At 69.1% G+C, this 25231-nt stretch carries 26 protein-coding genes; 13 read left to right on the top strand and 13 right to left on the bottom strand.

Features of this window, described 5'->3' with window-relative positions; all coding sequences use genetic code 11:
- Positions 1 to 18 precede the first annotated feature (18 nt).
- From ASC87_RS22300 to ASC87_RS22285, 4 genes are all read left to right on the top strand, one after another.
- Complete coding sequence (locus tag ASC87_RS22300) at positions 19 to 1020, top strand: tripartite tricarboxylate transporter substrate binding protein (protein ID WP_056667570.1); 1002 nt, start codon at positions 19 to 21, stop codon at positions 1018 to 1020.
- 77 nt (positions 1021 to 1097) lie between these two features.
- Positions 1098 to 1595, top strand: coding sequence for a tripartite tricarboxylate transporter TctB family protein (locus ASC87_RS22295; RefSeq protein ID WP_056667567.1), 498 nt, complete (start codon positions 1098 to 1100; stop codon positions 1593 to 1595).
- Positions 1595 to 3121, top strand: coding sequence for a tripartite tricarboxylate transporter permease (locus tag ASC87_RS22290; RefSeq protein WP_056667564.1), 1527 nt, complete (start codon positions 1595 to 1597; stop codon positions 3119 to 3121). The genes ASC87_RS22295 and ASC87_RS22290 overlap by 1 nt, the downstream gene beginning before the upstream one ends.
- On the top strand, positions 3118 to 4125 hold the full coding sequence (locus ASC87_RS22285; protein ID WP_056667561.1) for a 2-dehydropantoate 2-reductase: 1008 nt from the start codon (positions 3118 to 3120) through the stop codon (positions 4123 to 4125). The genes ASC87_RS22290 and ASC87_RS22285 overlap by 4 nt, the downstream gene beginning before the upstream one ends.
- 15 nt (positions 4126 to 4140) lie before the next feature.
- On the opposite strand, the gene ASC87_RS22280 is transcribed toward ASC87_RS22285, so the two are convergent.
- From ASC87_RS22280 to ASC87_RS22270, 3 genes are all read right to left on the bottom strand, one after another.
- On the bottom strand, positions 4141 to 4914 hold the full coding sequence (locus ASC87_RS22280; RefSeq protein WP_056667559.1) for a fumarylacetoacetate hydrolase family protein: 774 nt from the start codon (positions 4912 to 4914) through the stop codon (positions 4141 to 4143).
- A gap of 315 nt (positions 4915 to 5229) precedes the next feature.
- Complete coding sequence (locus ASC87_RS22275) at positions 5230 to 6174, bottom strand: transglycosylase SLT domain-containing protein (RefSeq protein WP_056667555.1); 945 nt, start codon at positions 6172 to 6174, stop codon at positions 5230 to 5232.
- 118 nt (positions 6175 to 6292) lie between these two features.
- On the bottom strand, positions 6293 to 6748 hold the full coding sequence (locus tag ASC87_RS22270) for a response regulator (RefSeq protein WP_082568839.1): 456 nt from the start codon (positions 6746 to 6748) through the stop codon (positions 6293 to 6295).
- 158 nt (positions 6749 to 6906) lie between these two features.
- On the opposite strand from ASC87_RS22270, the gene ASC87_RS22265 reads away from it, so the two are divergent.
- Positions 6907 to 8430: a malonyl-CoA synthase gene (locus ASC87_RS22265; RefSeq protein ID WP_056667689.1), complete on the top strand. Its 1524-nt coding sequence runs from the start codon at positions 6907 to 6909 to the stop codon at positions 8428 to 8430.
- 506 nt (positions 8431 to 8936) lie between these two features.
- Here the strand turns inward: ASC87_RS22265 and ASC87_RS22260 are convergent.
- Positions 8937 to 9458 carry a porin family protein gene (locus ASC87_RS22260; protein ID WP_056667552.1) on the bottom strand — a complete coding sequence of 174 codons (522 nt, stop codon included), beginning with the start codon at positions 9456 to 9458 and terminating at the stop codon, positions 8937 to 8939.
- Positions 9459 to 9867: 409 nt separating this feature from the next.
- Here ASC87_RS22260 and ASC87_RS22255 point away from each other — a divergent pair, with 409 nt between their 5' ends.
- The 4 genes from ASC87_RS22255 to ASC87_RS32515 are packed head-to-tail and all read left to right on the top strand — an operon-like array spanning position 9868 to position 14175.
- Positions 9868 to 11616 carry a DUF1800 family protein gene (locus ASC87_RS22255; RefSeq protein WP_056667550.1) on the top strand — a complete coding sequence of 583 codons (1749 nt, stop codon included), beginning with the start codon at positions 9868 to 9870 and terminating at the stop codon, positions 11614 to 11616.
- A gap of 12 nt (positions 11617 to 11628) precedes the next feature.
- Positions 11629 to 13065, top strand: a complete 1437-nt coding sequence (locus tag ASC87_RS22250) for a DUF1501 domain-containing protein (protein WP_056667542.1) — start codon at positions 11629 to 11631, stop codon at positions 13063 to 13065.
- A gap of 46 nt (positions 13066 to 13111) precedes the next feature.
- Positions 13112 to 13918 (top strand): hypothetical protein, encoded by an 807-nt coding sequence (locus ASC87_RS32520; RefSeq protein WP_056667539.1) that lies wholly within the window; start codon positions 13112 to 13114, stop codon positions 13916 to 13918.
- 20 nt (positions 13919 to 13938) lie between these two features.
- Complete coding sequence (locus ASC87_RS32515; protein WP_056667536.1) at positions 13939 to 14175, top strand: cysteine-rich CWC family protein; 237 nt, start codon at positions 13939 to 13941, stop codon at positions 14173 to 14175.
- On the opposite strand, the gene ASC87_RS22235 is transcribed toward ASC87_RS32515, so the two are convergent.
- Positions 14144 to 15139, bottom strand: a complete 996-nt coding sequence (locus ASC87_RS22235; RefSeq protein ID WP_056667533.1) for a helix-turn-helix domain-containing protein — start codon at positions 15137 to 15139, stop codon at positions 14144 to 14146. The two genes, ASC87_RS32515 and ASC87_RS22235, sit on opposite strands and share 32 nt — an antisense overlap.
- Before the next feature lie 242 nt (positions 15140 to 15381).
- Here ASC87_RS22235 and ASC87_RS22230 point away from each other — a divergent pair, with 242 nt between their 5' ends.
- On the top strand, positions 15382 to 16329 hold the full coding sequence (locus ASC87_RS22230) for a helix-turn-helix transcriptional regulator (RefSeq protein ID WP_056667530.1): 948 nt from the start codon (positions 15382 to 15384) through the stop codon (positions 16327 to 16329).
- 56 nt (positions 16330 to 16385) lie between these two features.
- On the opposite strand, the gene ASC87_RS22225 is transcribed toward ASC87_RS22230, so the two are convergent.
- From ASC87_RS22225 to ASC87_RS22215, 4 genes are all read right to left on the bottom strand, one after another.
- The gene (locus tag ASC87_RS22225) at positions 16386 to 16976 is read right to left on the bottom strand and encodes an acyloxyacyl hydrolase (protein WP_157604205.1); all 591 of its coding nucleotides are present in this window, start codon (positions 16974 to 16976) and stop codon (positions 16386 to 16388) included.
- A 200-nt stretch (positions 16977 to 17176) separates the two neighbouring features.
- Positions 17177 to 17638: a hypothetical protein gene (locus ASC87_RS22220; protein WP_056667522.1), complete on the bottom strand. Its 462-nt coding sequence runs from the start codon at positions 17636 to 17638 to the stop codon at positions 17177 to 17179.
- A 226-nt stretch (positions 17639 to 17864) separates the two neighbouring features.
- Positions 17865 to 18014: a hypothetical protein gene (locus tag ASC87_RS32630; RefSeq protein ID WP_164492009.1), complete on the bottom strand. Its 150-nt coding sequence runs from the start codon at positions 18012 to 18014 to the stop codon at positions 17865 to 17867.
- 5 nt (positions 18015 to 18019) lie between these two features.
- Positions 18020 to 19699 (bottom strand): MFS transporter, encoded by a 1680-nt coding sequence (locus ASC87_RS22215; RefSeq protein ID WP_056667519.1) that lies wholly within the window; start codon positions 19697 to 19699, stop codon positions 18020 to 18022.
- Between the two features lie 250 nt (positions 19700 to 19949).
- Between ASC87_RS22215 and ASC87_RS22210 the strand changes: the two genes are divergently transcribed.
- Complete coding sequence (locus ASC87_RS22210) at positions 19950 to 21230, top strand: hypothetical protein (protein WP_056667516.1); 1281 nt, start codon at positions 19950 to 19952, stop codon at positions 21228 to 21230.
- Here the strand turns inward: ASC87_RS22210 and ASC87_RS22205 are convergent.
- Positions 21205 to 22131: a LysR family transcriptional regulator gene (locus tag ASC87_RS22205; RefSeq protein ID WP_056667513.1), complete on the bottom strand. Its 927-nt coding sequence runs from the start codon at positions 22129 to 22131 to the stop codon at positions 21205 to 21207. The two genes, ASC87_RS22210 and ASC87_RS22205, sit on opposite strands and share 26 nt — an antisense overlap.
- A 104-nt stretch (positions 22132 to 22235) precedes the next feature.
- Here ASC87_RS22205 and ASC87_RS22200 point away from each other — a divergent pair, with 104 nt between their 5' ends.
- Entirely contained in the window at positions 22236 to 22802 is a 567-nt protein-coding gene (locus ASC87_RS22200; RefSeq protein WP_056667511.1) for a flavodoxin family protein, read from the top strand.
- Between the two features lie 4 nt (positions 22803 to 22806).
- Entirely contained in the window at positions 22807 to 23217 is a 411-nt protein-coding gene (locus ASC87_RS22195) for a nuclear transport factor 2 family protein (RefSeq protein ID WP_056667509.1), read from the top strand.
- On the opposite strand, the gene ASC87_RS22190 is transcribed toward ASC87_RS22195, so the two are convergent.
- The 3 genes from ASC87_RS22190 to ASC87_RS22180 are packed head-to-tail and all read right to left on the bottom strand — an operon-like array spanning position 23183 to position 25127.
- Positions 23183 to 23563, bottom strand: a complete 381-nt coding sequence (locus ASC87_RS22190; protein ID WP_056667504.1) for a hypothetical protein — start codon at positions 23561 to 23563, stop codon at positions 23183 to 23185. The two genes, ASC87_RS22195 and ASC87_RS22190, sit on opposite strands and share 35 nt — an antisense overlap.
- Positions 23560 to 24213 (bottom strand): YbaK/EbsC family protein, encoded by a 654-nt coding sequence (locus ASC87_RS22185; protein WP_056667502.1) that lies wholly within the window; start codon positions 24211 to 24213, stop codon positions 23560 to 23562. Before ASC87_RS22185 ends, ASC87_RS22190 begins: the two co-directional genes overlap by 4 nt.
- Positions 24210 to 25127 carry a hydroxymethylglutaryl-CoA lyase gene (locus ASC87_RS22180; RefSeq protein ID WP_056667500.1) on the bottom strand — a complete coding sequence of 306 codons (918 nt, stop codon included), beginning with the start codon at positions 25125 to 25127 and terminating at the stop codon, positions 24210 to 24212. The genes ASC87_RS22185 and ASC87_RS22180 overlap by 4 nt, the downstream gene beginning before the upstream one ends.
- Between the last annotated feature and the right edge of the window lie 104 nt (positions 25128 to 25231).

The raw sequence follows: 25231 nt of genomic DNA, 5'->3' as shown, positions 1-25231 counted from the left end.
ACTCAGGAGAGGAAGACCATGAAAAGCCGCACCGCCCTAGGCGCCGCCGCCGCCGCCGTTTTCACGAACGTCACGCTGGCCCCTGCCGCGTTCGCCTGGGAACCCACCAAGCCCATCGAGTTCATCGTGCCGGCGGGAACCGGCGGCGGGGCCGACCAGATGGCCCGGTTCATCCAGGGGGTGGCGGCCAAGCACAAGCTGACGTCGCAGCCCATCGTGGTCGTCAACAAGTCGGGGGGTGCCGGCGCGGAAGGGTTCCTCGACGTCAAGGGCGACAAGGGCAACCCGCACAAGATCGTCATCACGCTCTCCAACCTCTTCACCACGCCGCTCGCCACTGGCGTGCCGTTCAATTGGCGCGACCTCACGCCCGTGTCCATGCTCGCACTCGACCAGTTCGTGCTGTGGGTGAACGAGGAGTCGCCGTACAAGTCGGCCAAGGCCTACCTCGACGCCGCGAAGGCCCAGCCCGACAACACGCTCAAGATGGGCGGCACCGGCTCGAAGCAGGAGGACCAGATCATCACCGTGCTGCTGCAGAAGGCCGCCGGCAAGAAGATTACCTACGTGCCGTTCAAGGGCGGCGGCGACGTGGCGGTGCAACTCGTGGGCAAGCACATCGACTCCACCGTCAACAACCCCATCGAGGCCGAGTCCCACTGGCGCGCCGGCAAGCTGCGTGCGCTGTGCGTGATGGACAAGGACAAGATGCCGTACCCGGTCAAGCTGACCGCCTCGCAATCCTGGCAGGACGTGCCCACGTGCGCCTCCGCCGGCCTGCCGGTCGACTACCTGATGCTGCGAGGCATTTTCATGCCGCCCGGCGTCGCGCCCGACCAGGTCGCGTACTACCTCGACCTGTTCAAGAAGATCCGTGCCCTGCCCGAGTGGAAGGACTTCATGGAAAAGGGCGCGTTCAAGCAGACCGCCCTGGCCGGCCCCGAGTACGTGGACTGGCTCGGCAAGAACGAGCAGTTGCACCGCGAGCTGATGAAGGAAGCCGGTTTCCTGGCGAAGTGACGCCGGGGGCCCAGCCCCGCCTTCGGCCCCTGTTGGTTGATGCGGCCCCGCTTCGCGGCGGCTGCAGGGAGACGTGCATGAACGACAAGTCCTCGCCCACCGTGGGCAGCCGCTGGCCGGAGGCCATCGTGTCCGCCGCGCTCGTGGGGGCCGCGGCCCTCGTGATCGTGGACAGCCTGAGGGTCGGCAACGGCTGGGCCGACGACGGTCCGCAGTCCGGCTACTTCCCCTTCTACATCGGTGTGTTGCTGCTGCTGTCGAGCGGCACGGTGCTGGTGAAGACGCTGCTGCGCTGGCGCGGCGAGAACCCGGTGTTCGCCGACCGCACCCAGCTCGGCCGCGTGCTGGCCGTGCTGGTGCCGATGACCGTCTACGTGGGCGCCATCTGGCTCCTCGGCATCTACGTGTCGTCGTTCACGCTGATCGGCTACTTCATGCGGCGGCACGGGAAGTACGGCTGGCCGGTGACGGGCCTCGTGTCGGCGGCGGTGCCGCTGGTGGTGTACCTCGTGTTCGAGCGCTGGTTCCTCGTGCTGCTCCCCAAGGGCCCGCTCGAGAACCTGTTGGGGATGTGATGGACGAAATCTCCAACCTCATGCACGGGTTCAGCGTCGCGCTGACCCTGCCGAACATCGGCTTCATGCTCGTGGGCATCACGCTCGGCGTGCTGATCGGGGTGCTGCCGGGCCTGGGCGGCGCCAACGGCATCGCGATCCTGCTGCCACTGACACTGTCGATGAACCCCACGACGGCCATCATCATGCTGTCGTGCATCTACTGGGGCGCGCTGTTCGGCGGAGCCATCACGTCGATCCTGTTCAACATCCCCGGGGAACCGTGGTCGGTGGCCACCACGTTCGACGGGTACCCGATGGCCCAGCAGGGCCGCGCCGCGCAGGCGCTGACGGCAGCATTCACGTCGTCGTTCGTGGGCGCGCTGTTCGCGGTGCTGCTGATCACGTTCCTCGCACCGCTGCTCGCGAAATTCGCCATCCGCTTCGGCCCCGCCGAATTCTTCGCGGTGCAGTTGCTCACGTTCTGCAGCTTCGTGGGCATGAGCAAGGAACCTCCGGCCAAGGTGATCGCGTCGATGATGCTCGGTTTCGCGCTCGCCTCGGTGGGCATGGACAGCGTCACCGGCCAATTGCGCATGACGTACGGCTTCCCGGTGCTGCTGAAGGGCTTCGACTTCCTGATCGCGGTGATCGGCCTGTTCGGCATCGGCGAGATCCTGCTGACCATGGAGGAAGGCCTCGCGTTCAAGGGCAAGCACGCCAGGATCGATCCGCGTGTGGTGTGGGCCACGTGGAAGACGTTGCCGAGGTACTGGCTGACGTTCCTGCGGTCCACCGCCATCGGCTGCTGGATGGGTATCACCCCCGGCGGCGCCACCCCGGCCTCGTTCATGAGCTACGGCATCGCGCGGCGCATGTCGAAGGACCCCGACACGTTCGGCAAGGGCCAGATCGAAGGCGTGCTCGCGCCCGAGACGGCGGCCCACGCGGCCGGCACGTCGGCGCTGCTGCCCATGCTGACGCTCGGCATCCCCGGCTCGCCCACCGCCGCGGTGCTGCTGGGGGGCTTGCTGATCTGGGGCCTGCAGCCCGGCCCCATGCTGTTCGTGGAGCAGAAGGACTTCGTCTGGGGCCTGATCGCGTCGATGTACCTGGGCAACATCGTGGGGCTGCTGGTGGTGCTGACCACCGTGCCGTTCTGGGCCGCCATGCTGCGCATTCCGTTTTCGGTGATCGCGCCGGTCATCGTGGTGATCTGCGCCATCGGCGCGTACACGGTGCACAGCTCGATGTTCGACGTGGCGATGATGCTGGTGTTCGGTGTCGTGGGGTACCTGTTCAAGAAGTTGCGCTACCCTCTGGCTCCGCTGGTGCTCGCACTGGTGCTGGGCGACATGGCGGAGGCGAGCTTCCGCCAGTCGATGCTGCTGTCGCAGGGCAGCCTGTCGATCTTCTGGAGCAACGGGCTCGTCGGCGGCATCGTGGGCCTGGCACTCTTGATGCTGGGCTGGCCGCTGTTCGGAACCCTGAAATCGTGGCTGAAGCGCCCGTCGCTGTCGGCCCCCGCGCAAGGAAACGCATCATGAAGATTGCCGTGGTCGGCGCTGGCGCCATTGGCGGCTTCCTCGGCGCCCGCCTGTCGCTGGCCGGCGAGGACGTCACGTTCATCGCCCGCAACCGCAACCTGGCGGCCATCAACGCCAACGGCTTCCGCCTGATCGGCGAGGACGGCCGCGAACAGCACGCCACCGCCGTGCGCGCGGTGCAGGACATGGCGGCCGCGGGCCGCCAGGACGTGGTGCTGCTCACGCTGAAATCCCACCAGGTCAAGGACGTGCTGCCGGAACTGCGCGCCCTCTTCGGCCCCGACACCACGGTGGTCACGATGATCAACGGCGTGCCGTGGTGGTACTTCAACAAGCTGGCCGGGCCCCACGAGGGCCAGCGCCTGGAAAGCGTGGACCCGGGCGGCGTGATCGCGTCGTTCATCGAACCCGAACGGGTGATCGGCAGCGTGGTGTACCCCGCCGCCGAGCTGGTGGAACCCGGCGTGGTGAAGGTCATCGAGGGCAACCGCTTCACGCTGGGTGAACCCGACGGCACACGGAGCCCGCGCATCGAACAGCTGGCCGCCACCATGATGAAGGCCGGATTCAAGTCGCCGGTGTCGAAGGACATCCGCGCCGAGATCTGGGTGAAGCTGTGGGGCAACCTGAGCTTCAACCCCCTCAGCGCCCTGACCCACGCCACGCTCGAGGACATCTGCCGCTTCCCCGCGTCGCGCGCGCTGGCCGCGGCCATGATGCGCGAGGCCCAGGCCGTGGGCGAGCGGCTCGGCGTGGAATTCAAGATCTCGCTCGACAAGCGCATCGCCGGCGCGGAAGCCGTGGGCGCCCACAAGACCTCGATGCTGCAGGACGTGGAAAACGGGCGCGCCCTTGAACTGGAAGCGCTCGTGGGCAGCGTGGTGGAACTGGGCCGCATCACCGGCGTGCCCACCCCCACCATCGAGGCCATCTACGCCACCACCCAGCTGCTCGCCAAGACGCTCGGCGAACAGCGCGGGCGCCTCGCCATCCAGCCGGCCTGACACCGGCCGGCGGCGTCAGGCAGCCACGCCGTAGGTGTTGGCCAGCACCCCGATGCCATCGATCTCCACCTCGACGGTGGTGCCGGGTTTCATGGGCAGCACCCCGAGCGACGTGCCACAGAGGATCACGTCACCCGGCTGCAGCGTCATGTCGCGCGAGATCAGCGACACCAGCTCGGCCGGGCCGAATGTCATGTCCGACAGCGGGTAGTTCTGGCGCTCGCGCCCGCCCACGCGGGTGCGAACCGACGCGGTGGCCAGGTCGACCCGGGTCTCGATCACCGGGCCGAACACGCCGAACGTGTCGAACCCCTTGGCCCGGGCCCACTGCGGGAAACTCGGGTCGCGGGCGAGCAGCTCGATGGCGGTCACGTCGTTGGCGCAGGTGTAGCCGAAGATGTGGGCCGGTGCGTCGGCCACCGTCACCGCCGACGCGGTGCGCCCGATCACGATGGCCAGTTCACCTTCGTACGCCACGCGGCCGTCGTAGTGCGCGGGCGGGCGGATGGGCTGGCCATGGGCTGCGAAGCAGCTGCCGGCCTTCAGGAAGTACAGCGGTTCGGCGGGGCGCGTCCAGCCGTTCTTTTCGGCCGCCGCGTTGAAGTTGTTCCACAGGCCGATCATCTTGCCGGGCTGGCAGGGGATGAGCCACTCGATGCCGCTGGCCGGCAGGCGCTCGCCGGTGGGCTGGGGCGCCTCGAAGAGGTTCCCGGTGTGCACCACCACCTGGTCGCCGTCCAGCAGGCCCAGGGTGTCGCGTCCGCCATGGCGGAAACGCATCCATTTCATCGGGAGTCTCCTCGGGGTGTGCGCATGCGCATGCGTGTGCCGGCGATTTTGCCCGCTGGGGCGCGGGGAACAATCAGGGGCAGACCCCAAGCGGCGGCTACACCGGCACAGGACCGGAACGAGACGAAGAGGAAGCGCTAACCACCGTGGCGGACGCCAGGACCGCCACGGTGACTGCGGCCATGCGGTGAACCCTGTCCATGGCGCCCTTCTCCCTGAGCAGGTTCCAGTGTGCCGTCACCCGGCCCCGGCGACAACCTGTCAGGTCTGTCAGGTGACAGGGCGGTTCGAAGCTCGTTCGGAAAGGAACAGGCCTCACCGGCGCGCGGCACGGATGGCCCGCATCTGCGGCGACACGGCGGTGGCCGCGCCGTCGAACGGGACGTCGGTGGCCCCCACCCGGCGCAGGATGCGCGCCACGTAGGCCAGCGTCTCGGCATACGGCGGCACCCCGCGGTAGCGGTTCACGGCCCCTTCGCCCGCGTTGTAGGCGGCGGCCACCAGCGCCACGTCGCCCTGGAAGTACGCGAGCAGCCAGCGCAGGTACGACACCCCGCCGCGGATGTTCTGGGCCGGGTCGTACGGCCGGGTCACGTTGAACCGGGCGGCCGTTTCGGGGATCAGTTGCATCAGGCCCCGGGCGTTCTTGGGTGACAGCGCCGCGGCGTTGAAGTTCGACTCCGCCTCGATGATGGCCAGCACCAGCTGCGGCTGCACCTTCATCTCGGCCGCGGTGGCCTTGACGAGTTCGACGATGTGGGCAGGCGCGTTGGCTGGCACCGACAGCGGCACGGCCGGCACGCCCGAGCGCCCCTGCGCCACCACCGTGGCGCCCGGAACCGCGGGCAGCATGCACTCGGGCAGGTCGGCGCTGGGCCCGCCCACGGTGGTCAGCATGCGGATGGCCTGCGGCAGGCCCTGCTCGGCCGCGGCGTGGAAGAAAAACGCGGCCGTGGCGTCGCTGCGTTCCACGCCGCGGCCGTGGCTGTACATCCAGCCGAGGTTGTACTGGGACTGGGCGTCACCCATGCGGGCGGCCTGGCAGTACAGCGCGGCGGCACGGGCCCCATCGCGCGGCACCCCCTCACCGTTTTCATACTGCGCGGCCTCGTCCCGGATCAGCTTGGCCAGGAAGTTCTCGACGGCGGGCTTCTGGATGGGCACCGGCTCGGGGTCCGCCTCGGCCTGCGCGCGTGCAGCACCCGTGCCCAGCAGCAGGCAGGCGACCAGGAACGCGGCAATTCGGGAGGACAACGGCATGGACCAGGAAGCGGCGGGACAACACACTGCCTCCACTTTAGGCGGGCACTGCGCCTCCTGGCCACCCGCAAGGCCCCCGATCCCGGGGGGCCCGTCCCTCAGCTTGGGGATCAAGGCCCTAAAGCTTGCTGCTGCCCACCTCGCGGCGCGGCAGGCGGTGCCGCGGGTCGGCCTGGCCGCCCACGAGCGCCCGGCGGAGTCCCGACATCAGGTGGGCGCGGTCGACCGGCTTCACCCAATATTCGTACGCCCCGAGGCTCATGGCCTTGATGATGTCCATCGACAGCGCATCGGCCGTCAGCAGCGCCACCTTGAGGCCATCCGAGATCTCGATCATCAGTTCGCGCACCACCTCGAGCCCGCCGAAATCGGGGAGGTGCATGTCGAGCAGCACCAGATCGGGCTTTTCAGAACGGGCAAGCCGCACCCCATCGGCACCTGTGGTGGCCTTGATCAGCCGGATGCCCGGAAGCCCCGCCAACTGGGCTTCCATCAGCACCTGGTTGATTTCTTGATCTTCGATGTAGAGCACCGTGCCCTTGACTTCGTCCATCCCTTCGAGGGTGTGGTCCATGGTTCAGGCTCCTCTGCCATTGGCGCCGGTCGGCCAAGGCGTGAGCCAAGCATAGAACGCGCATCCCCCAAGGCAAGCGGCCAGCGCGTTCGCAACAGGGTCATCGTCGCCTCGGCGACACACGGGGCCGCAACAGGCGTATGCAAAATGGCGGGATGATGACGAACGACAACCTGTTTGCCGCCCTGCGCGACGCCTTTCCGGCCGACCTGGACACCCTGGCCATCGAAACGGCCGGCGACATCCCGCTGCGATACAGCTGGCGCGACCTCGACCGCGCCACCGCGCGCCTCGCCAACCTGTTCGCGAACCTCGACCTGCCGGCCGGCAGCCGTGTCGCCGCGCACGTGGACAAGTCGGTTGAGGCCCTGATGCTCTACCTGGCGGTGCAACGGGCCGGCCTCGTGTACCTGCCGCTGAACCCGGCGTACCAGGCCGGCGAGATGACCCACTTCCTGCGGGACGCCGAGCCGGCCGTGGTGGTGTGTTCCGGCGCCAACTTCGGCTGGGTCAGCAAACTGGCGTTCACCCATGGCTGTGGCCACGTGTTCACGCTGGACACCGACCGCACCGGCAGCCTGCTGGAGCGCGCCTCGTTCCATGCCGACGAGCACACGGTCGTGCAGCGGGCAGCCAGCGACCTCGCGGTGATCCTGTACACCAGCGGCACCACCGGCCGCAGCAAGGGGGCCATGTTGACGCACGGCAACATGCTGAGCAACGCCCGCACGCTGAAAACGTTCTGGGGATGGCGCCCGGACGACGTGCTGGTGCATGTGCTGCCCATCTTCCACATCCACGGCCTGCTCGTGGCGTGCCATGGCGCGCTGCTGAACGGCAGCCCCATGGTCTGGTTCGACCGTTTCGAGCCGGCACGGGTGCTTGCGCGGTTGCCCGGTGCCACGGTGTTCATGGGGGTGCCCACGATGTACGTGCGGCTGCTGGCCGAACCCGGGCTCACGCCCGAGGCCTGCCGCACCATGCGCCTGTTCGTCTCGGGGTCGGCCCCGCTGCTGCCCGAAACGTTCCGGGCATGGCAACAGCGCACCGGCCACACGATCCTCGAGCGCTACGGCATGAGCGAGACCGTGATGCTGACGTCGAACCCGTACGACGCCGCCCAGGGCGAACGCCGCGGCGGCACCGTGGGCCGCCCGCTGCCCGGCGTGGACCTGCGCATCGCCTCACCCGACACCGACAGCGGCAACGGGGGCATCGAGGTGCGCGGCCCGAACGTCTTCGCCGGCTACTGGCGCCTGGCGGAAAAGACGAAGGAGGAATTCACCGCCGACGGCTGGTTCCGCACCGGCGACGTGGGCCACATCGACACCGACGGCTACGTGCATATCGTGGGCCGGGCGAAGGACCTCGTCATCACCGGCGGCTTCAACGTCTACCCAGCCGAGGTGGAAGCCACCCTCGACGACCTGCCTGGCGTGCAGGAAAGCGCCGTCATCGGCGTGCCCCACCCCGACTTCGGCGAAGCCGTGGTCGCCGTGGTGGTGCCGAGACCGGGCGCCACCCTTGACGGCCCTACCCTCATCGCCGCCGTGAAGTCACACCTTGCGAACTTCAAGGTGCCCAAACACGTGGTTGTCACCGCCGACCTGCCACGCAATGCGATGGGGAAGGTGCAGAAGAAGGCGCTGCGGGAGCTGCATCAGGGGTTGTTCACTCCCTGACCTCCCCTCCCGGTGCGGGTCCACTGCGCGCTGCGAGTTGGGTTTTCTCTCTGGCGAGGCCGCGCCGGGTCTCGGCCCGGCAGCCGAACTCCTTTCTCTTTCCCGGCGGAAAGAGAGAAGGAGTCAAAGAGAAACGCCTGAACACCAGCTTCCCGGAACTTTGCTCGGGGGCTTCGAGTGGCCAATCCCCCGCGCGACCACTGTCTCCAGCGGCACCGTTACCTATCCCGCGCATCAAGGGTGCCGGCCCGCTTGGCCTCGCTGCGCATCGGCTGGTTCTCTGGTCACCCCGACGAAAGTCGGGGCCCACCGGCCCAATGGGTCCCGGCCGTCGCCCGAACAACAAGGTGGTATTGGGCGAGCGAGCGAAGCGAGCAACGCCCCGAAGCGCGTGCGCCAGGGGAGCCAAGCGCAGCGAGCGACAGATCAAGCTACCACCGAGCCCGGGTCCCCGGGCGACCGTGGGCTCCCCCATGGGGGGACCGGCGCGAAGCGCCGTAGGGGGCTCAATCCAAACTGAATTGGAGGCCAATCGAGATCATGTCGCCACCCGAGCCTCCGATGTTCTCGAAGTCCGCCCGCAGCGCGGCCTGTGGCACGAACTGCCACTTGACGCCGGCGCCGATGCCGAGTTCGACGGAGCCGTCGGAGTACGAGCGGCCCGGGCCGGTCTGCTTCATCTTGAAGTAGTGCGCGCCGAGCTTGCCGAACACCGACAGCGAGGTGGCGACCGGGAACGACGCGGTGCCGTAGGCGCCGGCAGTCCAGGCGGAGTCCTTGTACGTGTAGGCGCCGTTCTGGTACTTGTTGGAACCGTAGCTGGCGATCTGGCCTTCGATGCCGAAGATGTTGGTCAGCGAACCGCCGCCGAACAGGCGGATGCCGGTGCCAAGGTCGGTGTCACCGACGCTGCCGCCGAGGTAGGGCTTCGAGAAGCTGACCTGGGCCTGCGCACCGGCGGCCGCGGCCAGCGCGATCACGACGGCGGCGGCACGCAGCACGGCACGGGTGGTGGAATTGCGTTGCATCGTTCTTCTCCTGAGGTTCGAATGTGGCGGCCATTCCCCAACGGCCGACTGCGGCGCAGCTTACGGGCGAAGCGCGCCGGAGCCCCACCACGGCTCGTCAAACACGTGACAAGCCTTTGCGGCGCGTTGGTTGCCCACCACTCGTCGTAAGCAGACGCATCGAGGCGAAACCTGCGGCAACGCCGAGGCGTCAGCGGCCGTGCCAACTCGGTCACGTTCTGCGGGGCACCAGATGCCGCCCGGGGTCCGCGCCGGGCACGCCGGCCTGGCGCCACCCGAGACCCCGCCATACACCGCGTAACAACCTGCCACATCCAGCCCGCGACGGGCGGGATGAAATCGCGGCAGGCCTCCAGGGAAGGCCTGCGCGCCTGCGCCGTCCCAACACAACGACAACGAGACCCACACCATGGTTCCACACTCCGCCGCACCGGCCCCAGAGGCCGGGCGAGCCGACAGCACGGCCCTCGCGGGCGTCGTCACGGCCATTGCCAGCGCAGCGGCGCTCGCGGCCTGCGGCGGTGGTGGCATGCGAGACCCCATGGGTCCCACCGGCACCATCGAGCAACGCAACCTGCCCGGCTCCGGCGGTGACGAACCCGCAGCGTCCAGCACCACACCCACCCAGGTGGACGCCGCACGGTTCATGTCGCAGGCCACGTTCGGCCCCCGCTCGGCCGACGACATCGAGAAGGTGCGCGACCGCGGCTACGACCGCTGGCTCTGGGACCAGTTCAACGCGCCGGCGATGCTGCACTTCAGCTACCTCGACTGGCGCCGCATCACGCGCGACGACAACCGCGTCACCGACGACATGGCCTACGAGGCCATCTGGCTGCACTGGCTGCAGGGCGACGACCAGCTGCGCAGCCGCGTGGCGTTTGCGCTGAGCCAGATCTTCGTGGTGTCGAACAGCTCGGGCGCGCTGAGCCCGTTCGGCATGGCTGCCTACATGGACCTGCTGTACCGCGAGGCCTTCGGCAACTTCCGCACGCTGCTGCACGACGTCACGCTGCACCCGACGATGGGGTACTACCTCAACATGATCGGCAGCGAGAAGGAAAACACCAAAAAGGGCATCCGGCCGAACGAAAACTACGCGCGGGAGATCCTGCAGCTGTTCTCGATCGGCCTCGTGCGCCTGAGCCCTGACGGCAGCGTGCTGCGCGATGCCAACGGCACGCCGGTGCCCACGTACGACGAGGACGTGGTAAAGGGATTCGCACAGGCCTTCACCGGTTGGTCGTCCCCGAAGGGCCGCAACTTCCACGACATCGACGTCAATGTCGAGGCCAACTGGTTCGAACCGTTGAAGTCGTACCCCGAGTACCACTCGACCGGCGACAAGCTGCTGCTGGACAGCTTCGTGCTGCCCGCCGGAGGCACCCCCGAGGCCGACCTCGAGGTGGCCATCGACAACATCTTCAACCACCCGAACGTGGCGCCGTTCATCTGCCGCCAGCTGATCCAGCGGCTGGTGACCAGCAACCCGAGCGCGTCGTACCTGAGCGCCGTGTCGTCGGTGTTCAACAACGACGGTGCCGGCACGCGCGGCAACCTGCGTGCGGTGGTGCGGGCCATCCTGTTGCATCCCGAGGCACGCGACCCGGCACTCGGCGCCAACGGCCGCTTTGGCAAGCAGCGCGAACCGGTGCTGCGGTTCGCCAACTTCCTGCGCGGCCTCAACGCCACCAGCAGCAGCGGGCTCAACGACATCCACGAACTGGACGGCTCGGACAACTCGCTCGGCCAGAGCCCGATGCTGTCGCCCACGGTGTTCAACTTCTTCAAGCCCGACTTCACGCAGGCGGGCCCCATCATGGACCTGGGCCTCGTGGCACCCGAGTTCCAGATCACCACGGAAACCACCCTCGTTGGCGGTCTGAACTTCTTCGCCCGGTTCATCAACAGCGAAGGGTTCGGCAGCGGCGGCACCCGGCTGCGCGTCGACTACACCGCACTGCAGGCACTCGCGGCCGACCCGGCCGCACTCATCGCCCACCTCGACCTGATGTTCTTCAACGGGCAGATGAGCGCGTCCACCCGCCAGCGCCTGGCCACGATGCTGGCGGCCATCCCGGCCAACGACCCGAAGCGCCGCGTGAAGGCCGCGCTGATCGTCACGTCGCTGTCCCCCGACCACGTGATCCAGACCTGAGCAGGCGCGACCATGAACAACAAGAAGACCCACCGCCACTGCGCCGACGCCTACCCGCTCGGCACATCCGACCTGATGCCGCACCTGCCCGACCCGGCGCGGCGCACGCTGCTCAAGATGATGGGCGCCACCGGTGCCATCGGCGCCGCGTCGCACCTGCTGGCCCCCCTGACCGCGTTTGCGCAGACCACCACCGGCTCCGACTACAAGGCCATGGTGTGCCTGTTCATGTACGGCGGCAACGACGCCAACAACATGGTCGTGCCACGCGACGCCACCGAGTACGCGCTGTACCGCACCGGCCGCACGAACCTCGCGCTGCAGCAGAACCAGCTGCTGCCGCTGACCACCACGCCGGTGGCCGCGGGCACCACCGACCCGTCGCGCTACGGGCTGCACCCGGCCATGACTGGCCTCGCGAACCTGTACACGCAGCAGAAGATGGCGGTGATCGCGAACGTCGGTCCGCTGATCGCCCCCACCACGAAGGCCCAGTGGAATGCCCGCTCGGTGCCGCTGCCGCAGGGCCTGTTCTCGCACTCCGACCAGCAAGACGCCTGGCAGAGCGCCCTCTACGACACGATGGGCAAGACGGGCTGGGGCGGCCGCATGATGGAACGCCTGATCGCCGAAGGCAGCGTGAACCGCGGCTACGCGTGCATCTCGCTGGCCGGCGGCAACCTCTGGGAAACGGGCGACAGCAGCCTGCTCGCGTACAAGATGTCATCGTCGGGCAACTTCGGCTTTGATTTCTACAAGGCCGGCAGCACCACCGACCCGCTGACGCTGGCGATCCAGCAAACGCTCGCGGACCAGCGCCCCCACCTGTTCCAGCAGGCCTGGCTCAGCACCATGGGCCGTTCGATCGACATGCAGCAGGTGCTCAGCACGGCGCTGAAGTCGTCCACCGTGGGCACCGCGTTCCCGAACAGCGACCTCGGCCGCCAGCTCAATACGGTGGCCAAGCTCATCTCGGCCCGCACGAGCCTCGGCCTCAAGCGCCAGGTGTTTTTCGTGTCCATCGGTGGGTTCGACACCCACGGGGACGACCAGATGCAGCAGCAGAACCGCCTGTTCGGCGAGATCAGCCAGGCCGTCTCGGCCTTCTACCAATCCACCGTGGACATGGGCGTGGCCGACGGGGTCACGCTGTTCTCGGCCTCCGACTTCGGCCGCACGTTCGCGTCCAACGGCCAGGGCTCCGACCACGGCTGGGGCAGCCACCAGTTCGTGGTGGGTGGCGCGGTCAAGGGCGGCCAGGTGCTCGGCACGCTCCCGAACCACACGCTGAACGGCCCCGACGACACCGGCAGCGGCCGGTGGATTCCGACGATGTCGTCCGACCAGCTGTCGGCCTCGCTCGCGCGCTGGTTCGGCGCGCAGCCCGAAGTCATCAGCACCGTGCTGCCCCACGCCTCGGCGTTCAACACGCTCGACCTGTTGGCCTGACCGGCCGATCCGCCCGCCCTCCGCCAGCCTCACACCGCGATCCACCATGCCGTACACCCTCCCCACCCGCCTTGCCACCGCCGCCCTGTTCGCCCTCACGCTCGGGGCCACGCCGGCCTTCGCCCAGACCTCGGGCGACCCCGTCCGTGGCAAGGCGCTGTTCGAGGACACCCCCGGCGCCTCGGGCATCAACACGCTCGGTTCGTGCACGAACTGCCACGCGTCGATCCAGGACCGCCGTGCGTCCGTGGCGGGCAGCTCGGCCCAGTCGCCGGTGATCACGTTCGAGACCGCGATGAACAAGTTCGGCACCGCACTCGGCCGGGCGCAGATGCAGCAGTTCACGGCGCTGTCAGTGGACGACCGCGGGGCCATCGCCGCGTACATCGCCGACACCCCGGCGGTGAACGCCGCCACGCTGACCTTCACCGCCACGGCCATCAACACCATCACGGCCAGCCAGACGATCACGGTCACGTCGCCGCAGGCGCCGCTCGGCACGCTGGTGGTCTCGAAGATCGAGATCGCCGGCACCGGGGCCGCGAACTTCGGGCGCACCTTCGAATGCGATGCCAAGACATTCACCACCGCGGGCTCCGCCTGCTCGTTCAGCGTCTACTATTCGCCGAAGAACACCACCCTGTCGAACCCGGTGGTGACCATCACGATGAAAGAAGGCTCGAGCCCCGACATCCTGCGCCGCGTGACGCTCAACGGCAGCGTCTCCACCACCACGACCCCTCCCACCACCACGGCGCCGGAGGAGGATTCGGGTGGTGGCGCCATCGGCTGGGCGTGGCTCGCCGGCCTGGCAGCGGCCACCGTGGCCCTCGGCCGCCGCCGCCGCGCCTGAGACACCGAGGCCACCGCCGCATGGACACGAACAGCCTCTGCCCCCGGTGCGGCGGCGCGTTCATGTGCGAGGCCGAAACCGCGCTGCAGGCGCCCTGCGCCTGCTTTGCGGTACAGCTGTCGGACGCCGCGCGGGCGCTGCTGCGCGAGCGCTACACCACGTGCCTGTGCGTGGCGTGCCTGCGTGCGGTGCAGGCGGCCCTCGAGGCCGCCCCCGACCAGGCCGTCACGCCGCCGACACCGTCCCGCATGGCGTGACCCGCGTGCGGTGTGGGCCCCGCACCCTCGCCACCGTGTCGCTGGGCGATTCGGCAAACACCGCGCGGTAGTTCGAGGCGAACCGGCCGAGGTGGTTGAACCCCCAGTGCATGGCCGTGTCGGTGACGGAGCGGGTGCTGCCGGGGTCCGACAGCTCGGCGTACACCCGGTTGAACCGCGCCATCGTGAGCCACCGTTTCGGCGGCATGCCGGCGCCCTGGCGCATGGCCTGCTCCACCAGGCGCTCCGACGCGGCGCACAGCCGGCTCAGCGTGGCCGCGTCCACCTCCGCGCTCTGCGCGCCGAGCCGTACCACCGATTCCAACGCCCCCAGGATGCGCCGGCGCGTGCGGGCTCCGCGGGGTTCGGGCGAGCCGGGGCCGTGTGCCAGCGCTTCGGTCAGCGCATCGAGGAGCCCCATGTCACACAGCAGCATGGTGCCGGGGTCGGTGGCCGGGTCGGCGGCAAGCCGGTACCCGGCCTCGATCTGCTCGATGAGCTGCAAGGTCATCACCGGGTCGGGTTCGAATTGTTCGCACCCCGTGGCCGGCAGCACCAGCTCACGGCCCAGGCGGCGCACGGCGTGAGCCTGCAGGTGGTCGCGCGTCACCGTGACGGCCCGCCAGTGGGCGCCATGGGTGGTGACGTAATCGACCGTGGCGCCCTCGGCGAACACCTGCAGCGCGTCGGCTGCCAGCGGGCGCCCGTTCGTGAACACCAGGCCGCGCCGGAAGGGGGCGAGGCCGATGGTCAACGCCTGTCGGGGCAACACACCCTGCGCGTAGACCGCACAGCCGTAGTCACCCGCGTCCACCGCGAACTGCGGACCCACGCGGTTGCGCACGCGGATCTCCAGTTCGCCGGCACCCAGCAGGCGGTGTTCGATGTCACTCTGATGGACCACGGCGCGCAGGGCTTCGGGATCGAAGCGCCGGAACGTGCGGTCCGAGAAAGGATGTCCCATGGTTGTTCTCCCTGCGGTCTGAGACCGAATTGCCGGGCGGGTGTCTGCGCGGCGAACCGCTGCAGCCCGGAGAACATGGGATACCGGGCCCACCCTGGCGCGCAAAGCTTAGTACACACTCACGTGTTTGTGCAGCTTTTCCGCGCCATTCCCTGGGGGGGTGTCCATGCGGAATGCGGATAGTGGCGAGAAGGGGGCGCTCCTAGACTGGCCTTCCCTTGGCCTCCCACGAGGACTCCTCCATGTCCACGCTTCTTGCCTTCGAGATTCCCGTCACGGACAACACGCTCGACGACACCGGGCAGACGTCGATCGTCCACACCTCGTTCGAGACCGATCGCCTCGATCCCACCCGGCTCGAAAGCGCGCACAGCCTGCCACTGCGCCAGTTCCGCCTGCTCGCGGCATCGCCGCGGCGCCTCGTGCACCAGGCTTGCGATGACGGCACCCAGCAGGTGCACCTGCTGCAGGTCGACGCGGCGGTCTGCCTCGAGCTGGACCTGCCGCCCGGCAGCCGCTATCGCCTCACCAGCGGGTTGCCCGAAGGCCTGTACGTCGACCACGAGCCCGCGGTGCTGAACACCGTGCTCGAATCCGCCATGGGCGGACCGCTGCGCATCGTGAGCCGCCGGGGCTTTTCACTGGAACTGGTTTCCCGGCGCATGCCCGACGGCTCCGCGGCCCGGCGGCCGGGTACCACGGTGGATGCCCCGTCCGAACAGGTCGTGCGCCAGCTGCTCGACATCGCGCGCAGCCTGTGGATCACCCCCGCCGCCACACCACGCCGCCGCACGCCGGCCTCGCACGTGCTGGAGGTGGTGGAGCAGGTGCTGGCGGAACAGCCCTACGGGGTGCTGCATCCGTCCGACTTCGCCACGCCGGCCCGCATCTCGGTGCGCTCCCTCGAGCGCGCCCTCCAGCGTGCATACGCCATGGGACCGAAGCGATGGATCACCAACACGCGGATGAACACCGCGCACCGCCACCTGCGCGACCCGGGCCCCGACGACCGCACGGTCGCCCAGATCGCCCGGCGTTGCGGGTTCCTGCATGCCGGCCGGTTCTCGAAGGAGTACCGCGCGCTGTTCGGCGACTACCCGCACGAGGTGCTGTCGCCGCCCATTTCGTCGGGCACGGTGGCTCCGCGGGCCCTGACCGCGCCGCTCCAGGAAGCGCCGAGCCGCCCCTAGCTTGAACCCCCCATCGGGGACGGGTCGGGCGTAGCCCGCCCCTGGGGCCGGGGCCTTCAGAACCGGTGGGAATACCGCAGTTGCAGGAAGTCTTCGCCGGGGTTGGGTTCCTTGATGCCGGCGTTCGAGAAGTGCTGGAAGCGCACCGCCACGTCGTGTTCGCCCCGGTCCCCGAACGTCCGGCCCAAGGCCAGGTGGTCGCCGAAGTTGAAGCTCGTGCTGAAGCGCTTGTCCTCGGTGCGGTAGATCGGCAGCAACACGTTGGCGCCGATGCCCCCCTCGAGGTACCAGCCGGGGCCGGGGCCGCGCGGGTACAGGCGCACGACCGGTGTGATGCCCAACTGGGTCACCCAGGCATGCGAGCTCGTGGTGCGGTCGGCGCTGTCGCTGGCCCAGCGGCCGAACGAGATGTCCCAATAGCCGGTGAGCCGGCCCCAACCCACGTCCCGCTGCCAGGACCAGTCCCAGACGGCGCCCACCACCGCGGCGCTGGCGTGTTCGGCCACGCCGAGTTGCACGAAAACCCGCGTGGGTGCCCAGCGCGAACCGGTGTCGCCGGCCTGTGCGGCCACGGGCAGGAGCAGCAGCGACAACGCGGCGGCCAGCGCGTGCCTCGACAGGGGCCTGCGGATGTTGTTCGTGTTCATGATCACCGCATCGCCAGTGCTCACTTCCGCGGACGACCCTAGCGGGGTAGTGGAAACACAGCGGACAGATGGACGGATGCTAGGCCAGCATCCCGCTCCGGCACGGCAGAGGGGTCACTGAAAGATTGGCCGAGCCGTGGTACGGTCAACGGTTCGCCCCGACGCGGCCCCTGCCGGGGCCGCCTCGTGCACCGGCACGATCAGGAACCGGCGACGTCCGAGCGCGCCAGGGCGGCACGTTGCTGCATGGCCTGGCGCACCGTGGCGAGTTCGTTTGCAGGCACGGTGCGGCCGATCAGCTGCATGCGCTGCGTGTAGGCCTGCACCAGTTCCGCTTCCGTGGCGGGTTCGCGGTCGGCTGCCACGGCGGCAGGGGCCACCTCGTCGAAACGGGCGGTGCGGCCGGCCAGGGCGGTGCGGGCAGCCCAGGCGTCGTGGCCGGAGGCAGCGGCGTCAGCAGCCACCGGCGCGGCCGGCAGTTCGTCGAAGCGGGCGGTGCGGCCAATCAGCTGCATGCGGGCGGCGTGTTCGGCGTGTGCGGCCTGGGTCGCTTGGGTGTCGGCCGGCGCGGCGACCGCGCCTTGGGCTGCCATCAACAGGGCGCTGGCAGTGGCGAGGGCCACGGTGGCCGTGGTCAGGTGGGTGCGGAGGAAGTTCGTCATGGTGTGTCCTTGAGGGGGCGGAGTTGATAGGGTTAATACTAGGTTCATTCACCCAATCGAAAAAGCCTCCCCGACAGAACACGTTGTTGCCCCTGGTGCAACAAACCCCCCGGAAGATGTGCCCCGCGACCCGCGGTGCGGCGCGAACGGCTGATCGCCAGGCAACAAAAAGCCGGCGCCCCCCGAAGGTGGCGCCGGCCCAGGCAGGACCGAGTCCTGCGGCTGACTAGGGTTTCGACGCGGCCGAGGCCGCCGACTCAGCGGCGGGCGCCTCGATGCCATGTTTCTCACCGCTGATGTCGACGTCACCCCCCTTGCTGAGGAGCCACATCGCCAAGGCGGCAAACACGACGAATCCTGCTACGAGCTTCCACATGCCGGTCAGTCCTTTGCGTAGATGTCCACGTCCTTCGTCTCCTTGACGAAGAGCATGCCGACCACGAACGTGATGCTCGCGAAGATGATCGGGTACCAGAGCCCGTTGTACATGTTGCCCGTCTGGGCCACGATGGCGAGGCCGGTCGCCGGCAGCAGGCCGCCGAACCAGCCGTTGCCGATGTGGTACGGCAGGCTCATCGAGGTGTAGCGGATGCGGGTCGGGAACATCTCCACCAGCATGGCCGCGATCGGGCCGTACACCATCGTCACGTAGATCACCAGCAGCGTCAGGATCGCGACGATGAGCGGCTTGTTCATCTTCGCCGGGTCGGCCTTCGCCGGGTAGCCCTGGGCGCGCAGCTCATCGACGATGGCCTTCTTGAACGCGGCGTCCTTCGCCTTGGCCTCATCAGCCGGCAGGCCCTTCGAGCTGTACGACTCGATGACCTTGTCGCCGATCTTGATCGTGGCCGCACCCGTGCCCGACGCGTTGTCGTAGCTCACCGAGTTCGCGGCCAGCACCTGCTTGGCGATGTCGCACGAGCTCGTGAACTTCACCGTGCCGGTCGGGTTGAACTGGAACGAGCATTCCTTCGGGTCGGCGACCACCGTCACCTGCGACGCGGCCTGGGCCTTGGCGAGGTCGGGGTTCGCGGCTTCGGTCAGTGCGCGGAACAGCGGGAAGTACGTCAGCGCGGCAACCAGGCAACCGGCCATGATGATGGGCTTGCGGCCGATCTTGTCGGACAGCACACCGAACACGATGAAAAACGGCGTGCCGATCAGCAGGGAGATGGCGATCAGGATGTTGGCGGTGGCGCCATCGACTTTCAGCGGGCCGGTCAGGAAGAACAGCGCGTAGAACTGGCCGGTGTACCAGACCACGGCCTGGCCCATCGTCAGGCCCACGAGGGCCAGGATCACGATCTTCAGGTTCTTCCACTCGCCGAAGGATTCGGTCAGCGGGGCCTTGGAGGTCTTGCCCTCTTCCTTCATCTTCTTGAAGGCGGGCGACTCGTTCATCGACAGCCGGATCCACACGCTGATGGCGAGCAGGAAGATCGACACGAGGAACGGGATGCGCCAGCCCCAGTCGGAGAAGGCTTCCTCGCCGATCGCGGTGCGGGTGCCGAGGATGACGATCAGCGACAGGAACAGGCCGAGCGTGGCCGTGGTCTGGATCCACGACGTGAACGCGCCGCGCTTGCCGTGGGGTGCGTGTTCGGCCACGTAGGTGGCGGCACCGCCGTACTCGCCGCCGAGCGCGAGGCCCTGCAGCATGCGCAGCCCGATCAGGATGATCGGCGCGGCCACGCCGATCGAGGCATAGCTGGGCAGGATGCCGACGATGAACGTCGACAGGCCCATGATCAGGATGGTGACCAGGAAGGTGTACTTCCGGCCGATCATGTCACCGAGGCGGCCGAACACCAGCGCACCGAACGGCCGCACGATGAAGCCGGCGGCAAAGGCCAGCAGCGAGAAGATCACCTGCGATGCGGGGTCGAGGTTCGAGAAGAACTGCTTGCCGATGATGACGGCCAGGGTGCCGTACAGGTAGAAGTCGTACCACTCGAAGACCGTGCCGAGGCTGGAGGCGAAGATGACCTTCTTCTCCTCGGGGGTCATTGGCGTGGCTTTCGCCGGGGTTCCCGGCGTGGCTTTCGCCGCTGCAGTTGCCATGATGGATCTCCTGATTCAATGCTGTGGGGCTCACCCTGAAAGGGGGCTGGACGCATCTTGTGCGGGAGCCCTGACGGCGTTCTGACAGGAAGCTGAACGCTGGCTGACAAACTCCGGGGGAACCCTCGCTTTTCGTTTCTCATCGCGAGAGTGGCGCGTTTTGGCGGATAGGGACTTTCGCTAGTGTGGCGTTCCGCAGCGGCCGCGGCGTCGGTATCGTCCCGCTTTTGCCCGGCCACCGCCTCTTGTCATGAACACCTGCCTGTTCCGGTCCGCGCTGCTTGCAGCGCTCATCGCGATGCCCCCCGCGCTGCGCGCCGCCACGGTCACCGTGTCGCCCGACCAGGCCGGGCCGGCCGTGCCGCGCGCGGTGCTCGGCGGCTTCAACTATGGCAACTGGATGCCGGTCGCCGAGCAGCGCGAGGCCCTTGCCGCGGTGCCCGCCGGGGCGCTGCGTTTTCCCGCCGGCAATGCCGGCGACGACGCCGACCTCGACGCAGCGTCGCTCGGCGCGTTCGCGGCGGTGCTGCCGCTCGTGCCGGGCCGGCCCGGCCTGATGGTGCAGACGCGCGTGTACCAGGGCCGCGACGGCCGCCCCGCGGCCAACGGGCCGGAGGATGCCGCGTCGGCCGTGCGCCTCGCCCGCGAACACGGGCTCGACGTCACGTACTGGGAGATCGGCAATGAGCCCGACCTGTACGGCCCGGTGCGGGGCGATGCGTCGTGGACGGCGGAGCGCTATTGCGCCGTGGCCCGCGCGCAGGCCGCCGCCGTGCGGCGCGAGCAGCCCTCGGCGTTGATCGCCGGCCCGGCGGTCTCGGGCGCGGTGCCTTCGGCGCAGCACTTCCTCGAGGCGTTCGTCGAACGCTGTGGCGACGTCATCGACGTGCTCACGTGGCACCTCTACCCCACCGAGGGCAACGGCACCGACGAGGCCGCGCTCGCCACGGTGGCCGACGTCGATGCGTCCGTGGCCCGCTACCGCGCACTCTGGACCGACCCGAAGCGCAACCCGCTCGGGCACACGCGGCCGGTCCGCCTCGGGGTCACCGAGTACGGCCTGTCGTGGCGCACCGACCGGCCTCGCTTCCTGTCGGACCAGGTGGGGGCGATGTGGGCGATGGAATCCGCGCTGCGGCTCGCACGCGGTGGTGTCGAGGTGGCGCACTACTTCGCGTACACCACCACCGGTTTCCACGGCCTGCTCGATGTGGGCGGCGCGCCGCGCCCCACGTACTACGCGTTCCGCCTGCTCGGCGGTCTCTCGGGCCGCTTCGTCGGCGCGGCGTCCGACGACCCGTCGCTGTGGGCGCACGCGGTTCGCGATGGCGACGATGTCAGCGTCGTGCTGCTGAACACGCGCACCCGCGCGGCGGCCGTCAAGCTCGACGCTGGCGCGCTGAAGGTGCGGGACGCGCGCTGGTTCGACGCGCGCATCGCCGACGCCGAGCGGCCGCTGGGCATCCTGCCCGCCCGCAGGCAGCTGACGCTGCCGCCGCGATCGGTCACGCTCGTGCGCCTGCGCCGCTGAGCCGCGCGACGAGATAGTCGATCAGCACCCGCACCCGCAGCGGCATGTGGCGCTGCGCGGGGTACACCAGCGACATGGGCCGGGACCGCCCGGCGTACGGCGCGAGCACCTCCTTGAGCGTGCCGCGCGCGAGGTCGTCCTCGACGATGAAACGGTAGGTCTGGAGCAGGCCGCCGCCGTGGCGCACGAGCGTGACGGCGGCCAGCACGTCCTGCGCGCACAGGATCCCGCCGTCCACCGGCACCTCCAGGTCGGCGCCGTCGGCGCGGAACTGCCAGTCGATGGGCTGACCGGTGCTCGGCAGGGCGAAGCGGATGCAGTCGTGTGCCGCCAGGTCCGCGGGAGTCCGGGGCATGCGATGGCGGCGCAGGTAGGCGGGCGTGGCCACCACGACCAGGCCGGCATCCTCGAGCTTGCGGGCGACGAGCCCCGAGTCGGGCAGCGCGCGGGCGCGCAGCGCGAGGTCGAAGCCTTCCGCGGCGAAGTCGACGTTGCGGTTGTCCACGTGCACGTCGAGCCGGATGCCCGGGTGCTTCGCGCGGAACGCGGGCAGCAGCGGCAGCACGCGGTGGTGGGCGTACGGCGTGGGCAGGCTGAGGCGCACGGTGCCCGACGGTGCGGCCTGCGCGCCGCCGGCCGCCCGCTCGGCCTCGACGAGCTGGTTCAGCGCCTGGCGGCACTGCGCGAAGTACGCCTCGCCCGCGGCGGTGAGCGCCACGTGCCGCGTGGTGCGCGTGAACAGCCGCACGCCGAGCCGCGCCTCGAGCCGGGCGATCGAGCGGCTGACCGCCGCGGGCGTGAGCGATGCCGCCGCGGCGGCCGCGGTGAAGCTGCCGCGCTCGGCCGACAGGCAGAAGAGTTCGATGCTGCCGAGCATCACGTCGTCGAAATGGCGGGCCATCGATTCATTACCTCGCTGAACAAATGAAGTGATATGGGGTGACTTTATGTCATGAGACGTCATCAATACAGTCTGCCCATTCCCTTCACCCCACGGAGTTCAGCATGACCACACCCCGCATCGCCATCGTCTACCACAGCGGCTACGGCCACACCGGCCGCCTCGCCCGGGAGGTGGCGGAGGGCAGCGGCGGCACGCTGCTCGCGGTCGACGAGCACGGCCAGCTGCCCGAGGCCGCGTGGCGGCAGCTCGACGAGGCCGACGCGATCGTGTTCGGCTCGCCCACGTACATGGGCACCGCGAGCTGGCAGTTCAAGCGGTTCCTCGACGCCACGTCGGCGGCCTGGGCGGCCCAGCGCTGGAAGGACAAGCTCGCCGCGGGGTTCACGAACTCCTCCGGCATCAACGGCGACAAGCACGGCACCCTCTCCGCGCTGTTCACGATGTCGCAGCAGCACGGCATGCTCTGGGTGGGCACCGGCATGATGCCGGCCAACGTGAAGGCCTCGACGCGCGACGACGTCAACGCGCTCGCGTCGTTCGCCGGCCTCGCCGCCGCCACGCCGGCCGACGCGACGGTGGACGAGATGGTGCCGGGGGACCTGCGCACCGCGCGGCTCTTCGGCGAGCGCGTGGCCGCGGCCGCACGCCGGCTGGCACCGCGGGACTGACGCCGTGGACGCCCGGTTCGACGCGGTGGTGGCACTGCTGGAGGACTACTTCGACGGTCTCCACCACAGCGACACCGCGATCCTCTCGCAGGTGTTCCACCCGCAGGCGATGTACGCCACGGTGAGCGACGGCACGCTGCTGCAGTGGTCGATGGCCGAGTACTTCCCCGTGGTGGACCGCCGCCCGTCGCCGGCCTCGAAGGGCGAGCCGCGCGAGGACCGCATCGTGTCGATCGCGTTCGCCGGGCCGGTGACCGCGATCGCGCGGGTCGAGTGTGCGATCGCACCGCGGCACTTCATCGACCTGCTGACCTGCGTGAAGCTCGGCGGCCGATGGCAGGTGCTCGCGAAGGTGTTCCACGCCGAACGGCGCGAGGCCGTCACGCCGCAGGGAGCGCAGCCAGCAGGCGGTTGATGGCGTCGGGGCCGGCGAATCGCTGGTCGCCCCACACCACGGCGGGCAGCGGCCCGCCGGCGGCCGGGGGCACCACGGCGGCCGGGTTGCCGCGGGGCGCGAGCATGGCGCCCACGGCCTCGGGCGACCCGGTGGTCCATTGGTGCAGCACTTGCTGGCACGCCCACCGCCCGGCGCCACACGCCACCAGCAGCCGCACCCACGGCTCGGCGGCATGGCCCGCGGGCGGGGCCACGGGGCGGTAGTCGATCACCACCGAACGGCCTGCCATCGCCTGCGGCAGCTGCTCGAACAGCGCGAGCGTGCCGGGTGTGGCCAGGTCGAACTCGAACGACAGCGCGATCATGCGGGCAGCGGCGGGAAGCCGGGGTGCTCGCGCTTGCGGGTGTCGAGCACCACCAGCAGCGCGCGCCGCGCGTGGTCATCGATCTTCGACCACGAGGCGATCTCGTCTCGCATCCGGTAGCAGCCGCGGCACAGCCCGGACCCGGGGTCGATCTTGCAGACGTCGGTGCATGGCGACATCACGGACTGCACCACGTCGGCCACCGGCGCGTCGGTCATCGCTGCCAGCTGTTGCGGCGCCACGGCGAACACGCCGTTCGGATGGCCCGCGGCGGCCCACACCACGTCGAAGCGGAACAGCTCGCGGTCGATCAGCGTGACGGGGCGGTGCAGGTGCGCGACGGGCGACACACCGCCGATCGAGAAGCCGCTGCGCTCCTTCACGAACGCGGCATCGGCACGGCCCAGCGGGCCGGTGATGGCCGACACCTTGTGTTCGTCGACCCGCTGGTCGCCCGAGGTGACCACGAGCACCGCGGCGTCATCGGCCACGCGGCGGAAGATCACGCTCTTGGCGATCTGCCCGAGTTGCACCCCCAGCCCGTCGGCCGCCTCGCGTGCGGTGCGTGCAGCGACCGGCAGCGCGATGGGCTTGTGCACGTGGCCATGGGCCTCCAACCAATCGGTGACGCGTTCGAAACCGTCGTTCATGATTCGGCCCTCCCGCGGCGCGCGAGCAGCGCCTTGCCCACGCGCGACGACACCGGCCGGCCCAGCGCCGCCGCGATGGCCGCGGCCGCGTCGACGAGCCGTTCGATGTCGATGCCGGTCTCGATGCCCAGGCCGTTCAGCAGGTACAGCACGTCCTCCGTGGCCACGTTGCCGGTGGCGCCCTTCGCGTACGGGCAGCCGCCGAGCCCGCCCACGCTGGCATCGAACGTGGCGATGCCCATCTCGAGGCTGGCATAGACGTTCGACAGCGCCTGGCCGTAGGTGTCGTGGAAATGGCCACTGACCTCGGCGAGCGGGTAGTGCTTCAGCGCACGCGCCATCGCCGCCTGCACCTTGGCCGGCGTGCCGGTGCCGATGGTGTCGGCGATGCCGCAGTGGTCCACGCCCGCGTGCTTCATCAGCCGCACCACACGCTCCACCTCGTCGGCCGACACGTCCCCCTGGTACGGGCAACCGAGCGCACACGACACCGCGCCACGCACCTTGATGCCATGGCGGTGCGCCTCGGCCACCACGGGGCGGAAGCGCTCGAAGCTCTCTTCGATGCTGCAGTTGATGTTGCGCTGGCTGAACGCCTCGGTGGCCGCGGCGAACACGACGACCTCGTCGGGCCGCGACACGAGCGCGGCCTCGAACCCTTTCAGGTTCGGCGTGAGCACCGAATGCCGCACGCCCTCAGGACGCGCGATGGCGGCCATCACGGCGGCGTTGTCGGCCATCTGGGGCACCCACTTCGGGCTCACGAAACTGGTGACCTCGATCTCGCGCAGGCCCGATGCCTGCAGGTGGTGCACCAGCGCCACCTTGTGGGCCGTATCCACAGGCCGGGACTCGTTTTGCAGCCCATCGCGGGGCCCCACGTCGACGAGCGTGACGCGCTCGGGAAATGCCATGACTTATTCCTCACTTTGGTCACACGCGGGGCCAAACCCTCTTCCAGGGGGTATCTGCTGCGTGTGCATGGGAGGAAGATACCTGAACTCGCCAGGAAACCAAC

This window comes from Rhizobacter sp. Root1221, from assembly GCF_001425785.1.
In the GTDB taxonomy this organism is placed as follows: Bacteria; Pseudomonadota; Gammaproteobacteria; order Burkholderiales; family Burkholderiaceae_C; genus Rhizobacter.
Note: the sequence above shows the minus strand (reverse complement) of the source record. Positions and strands in the feature narration are given on the sequence as shown.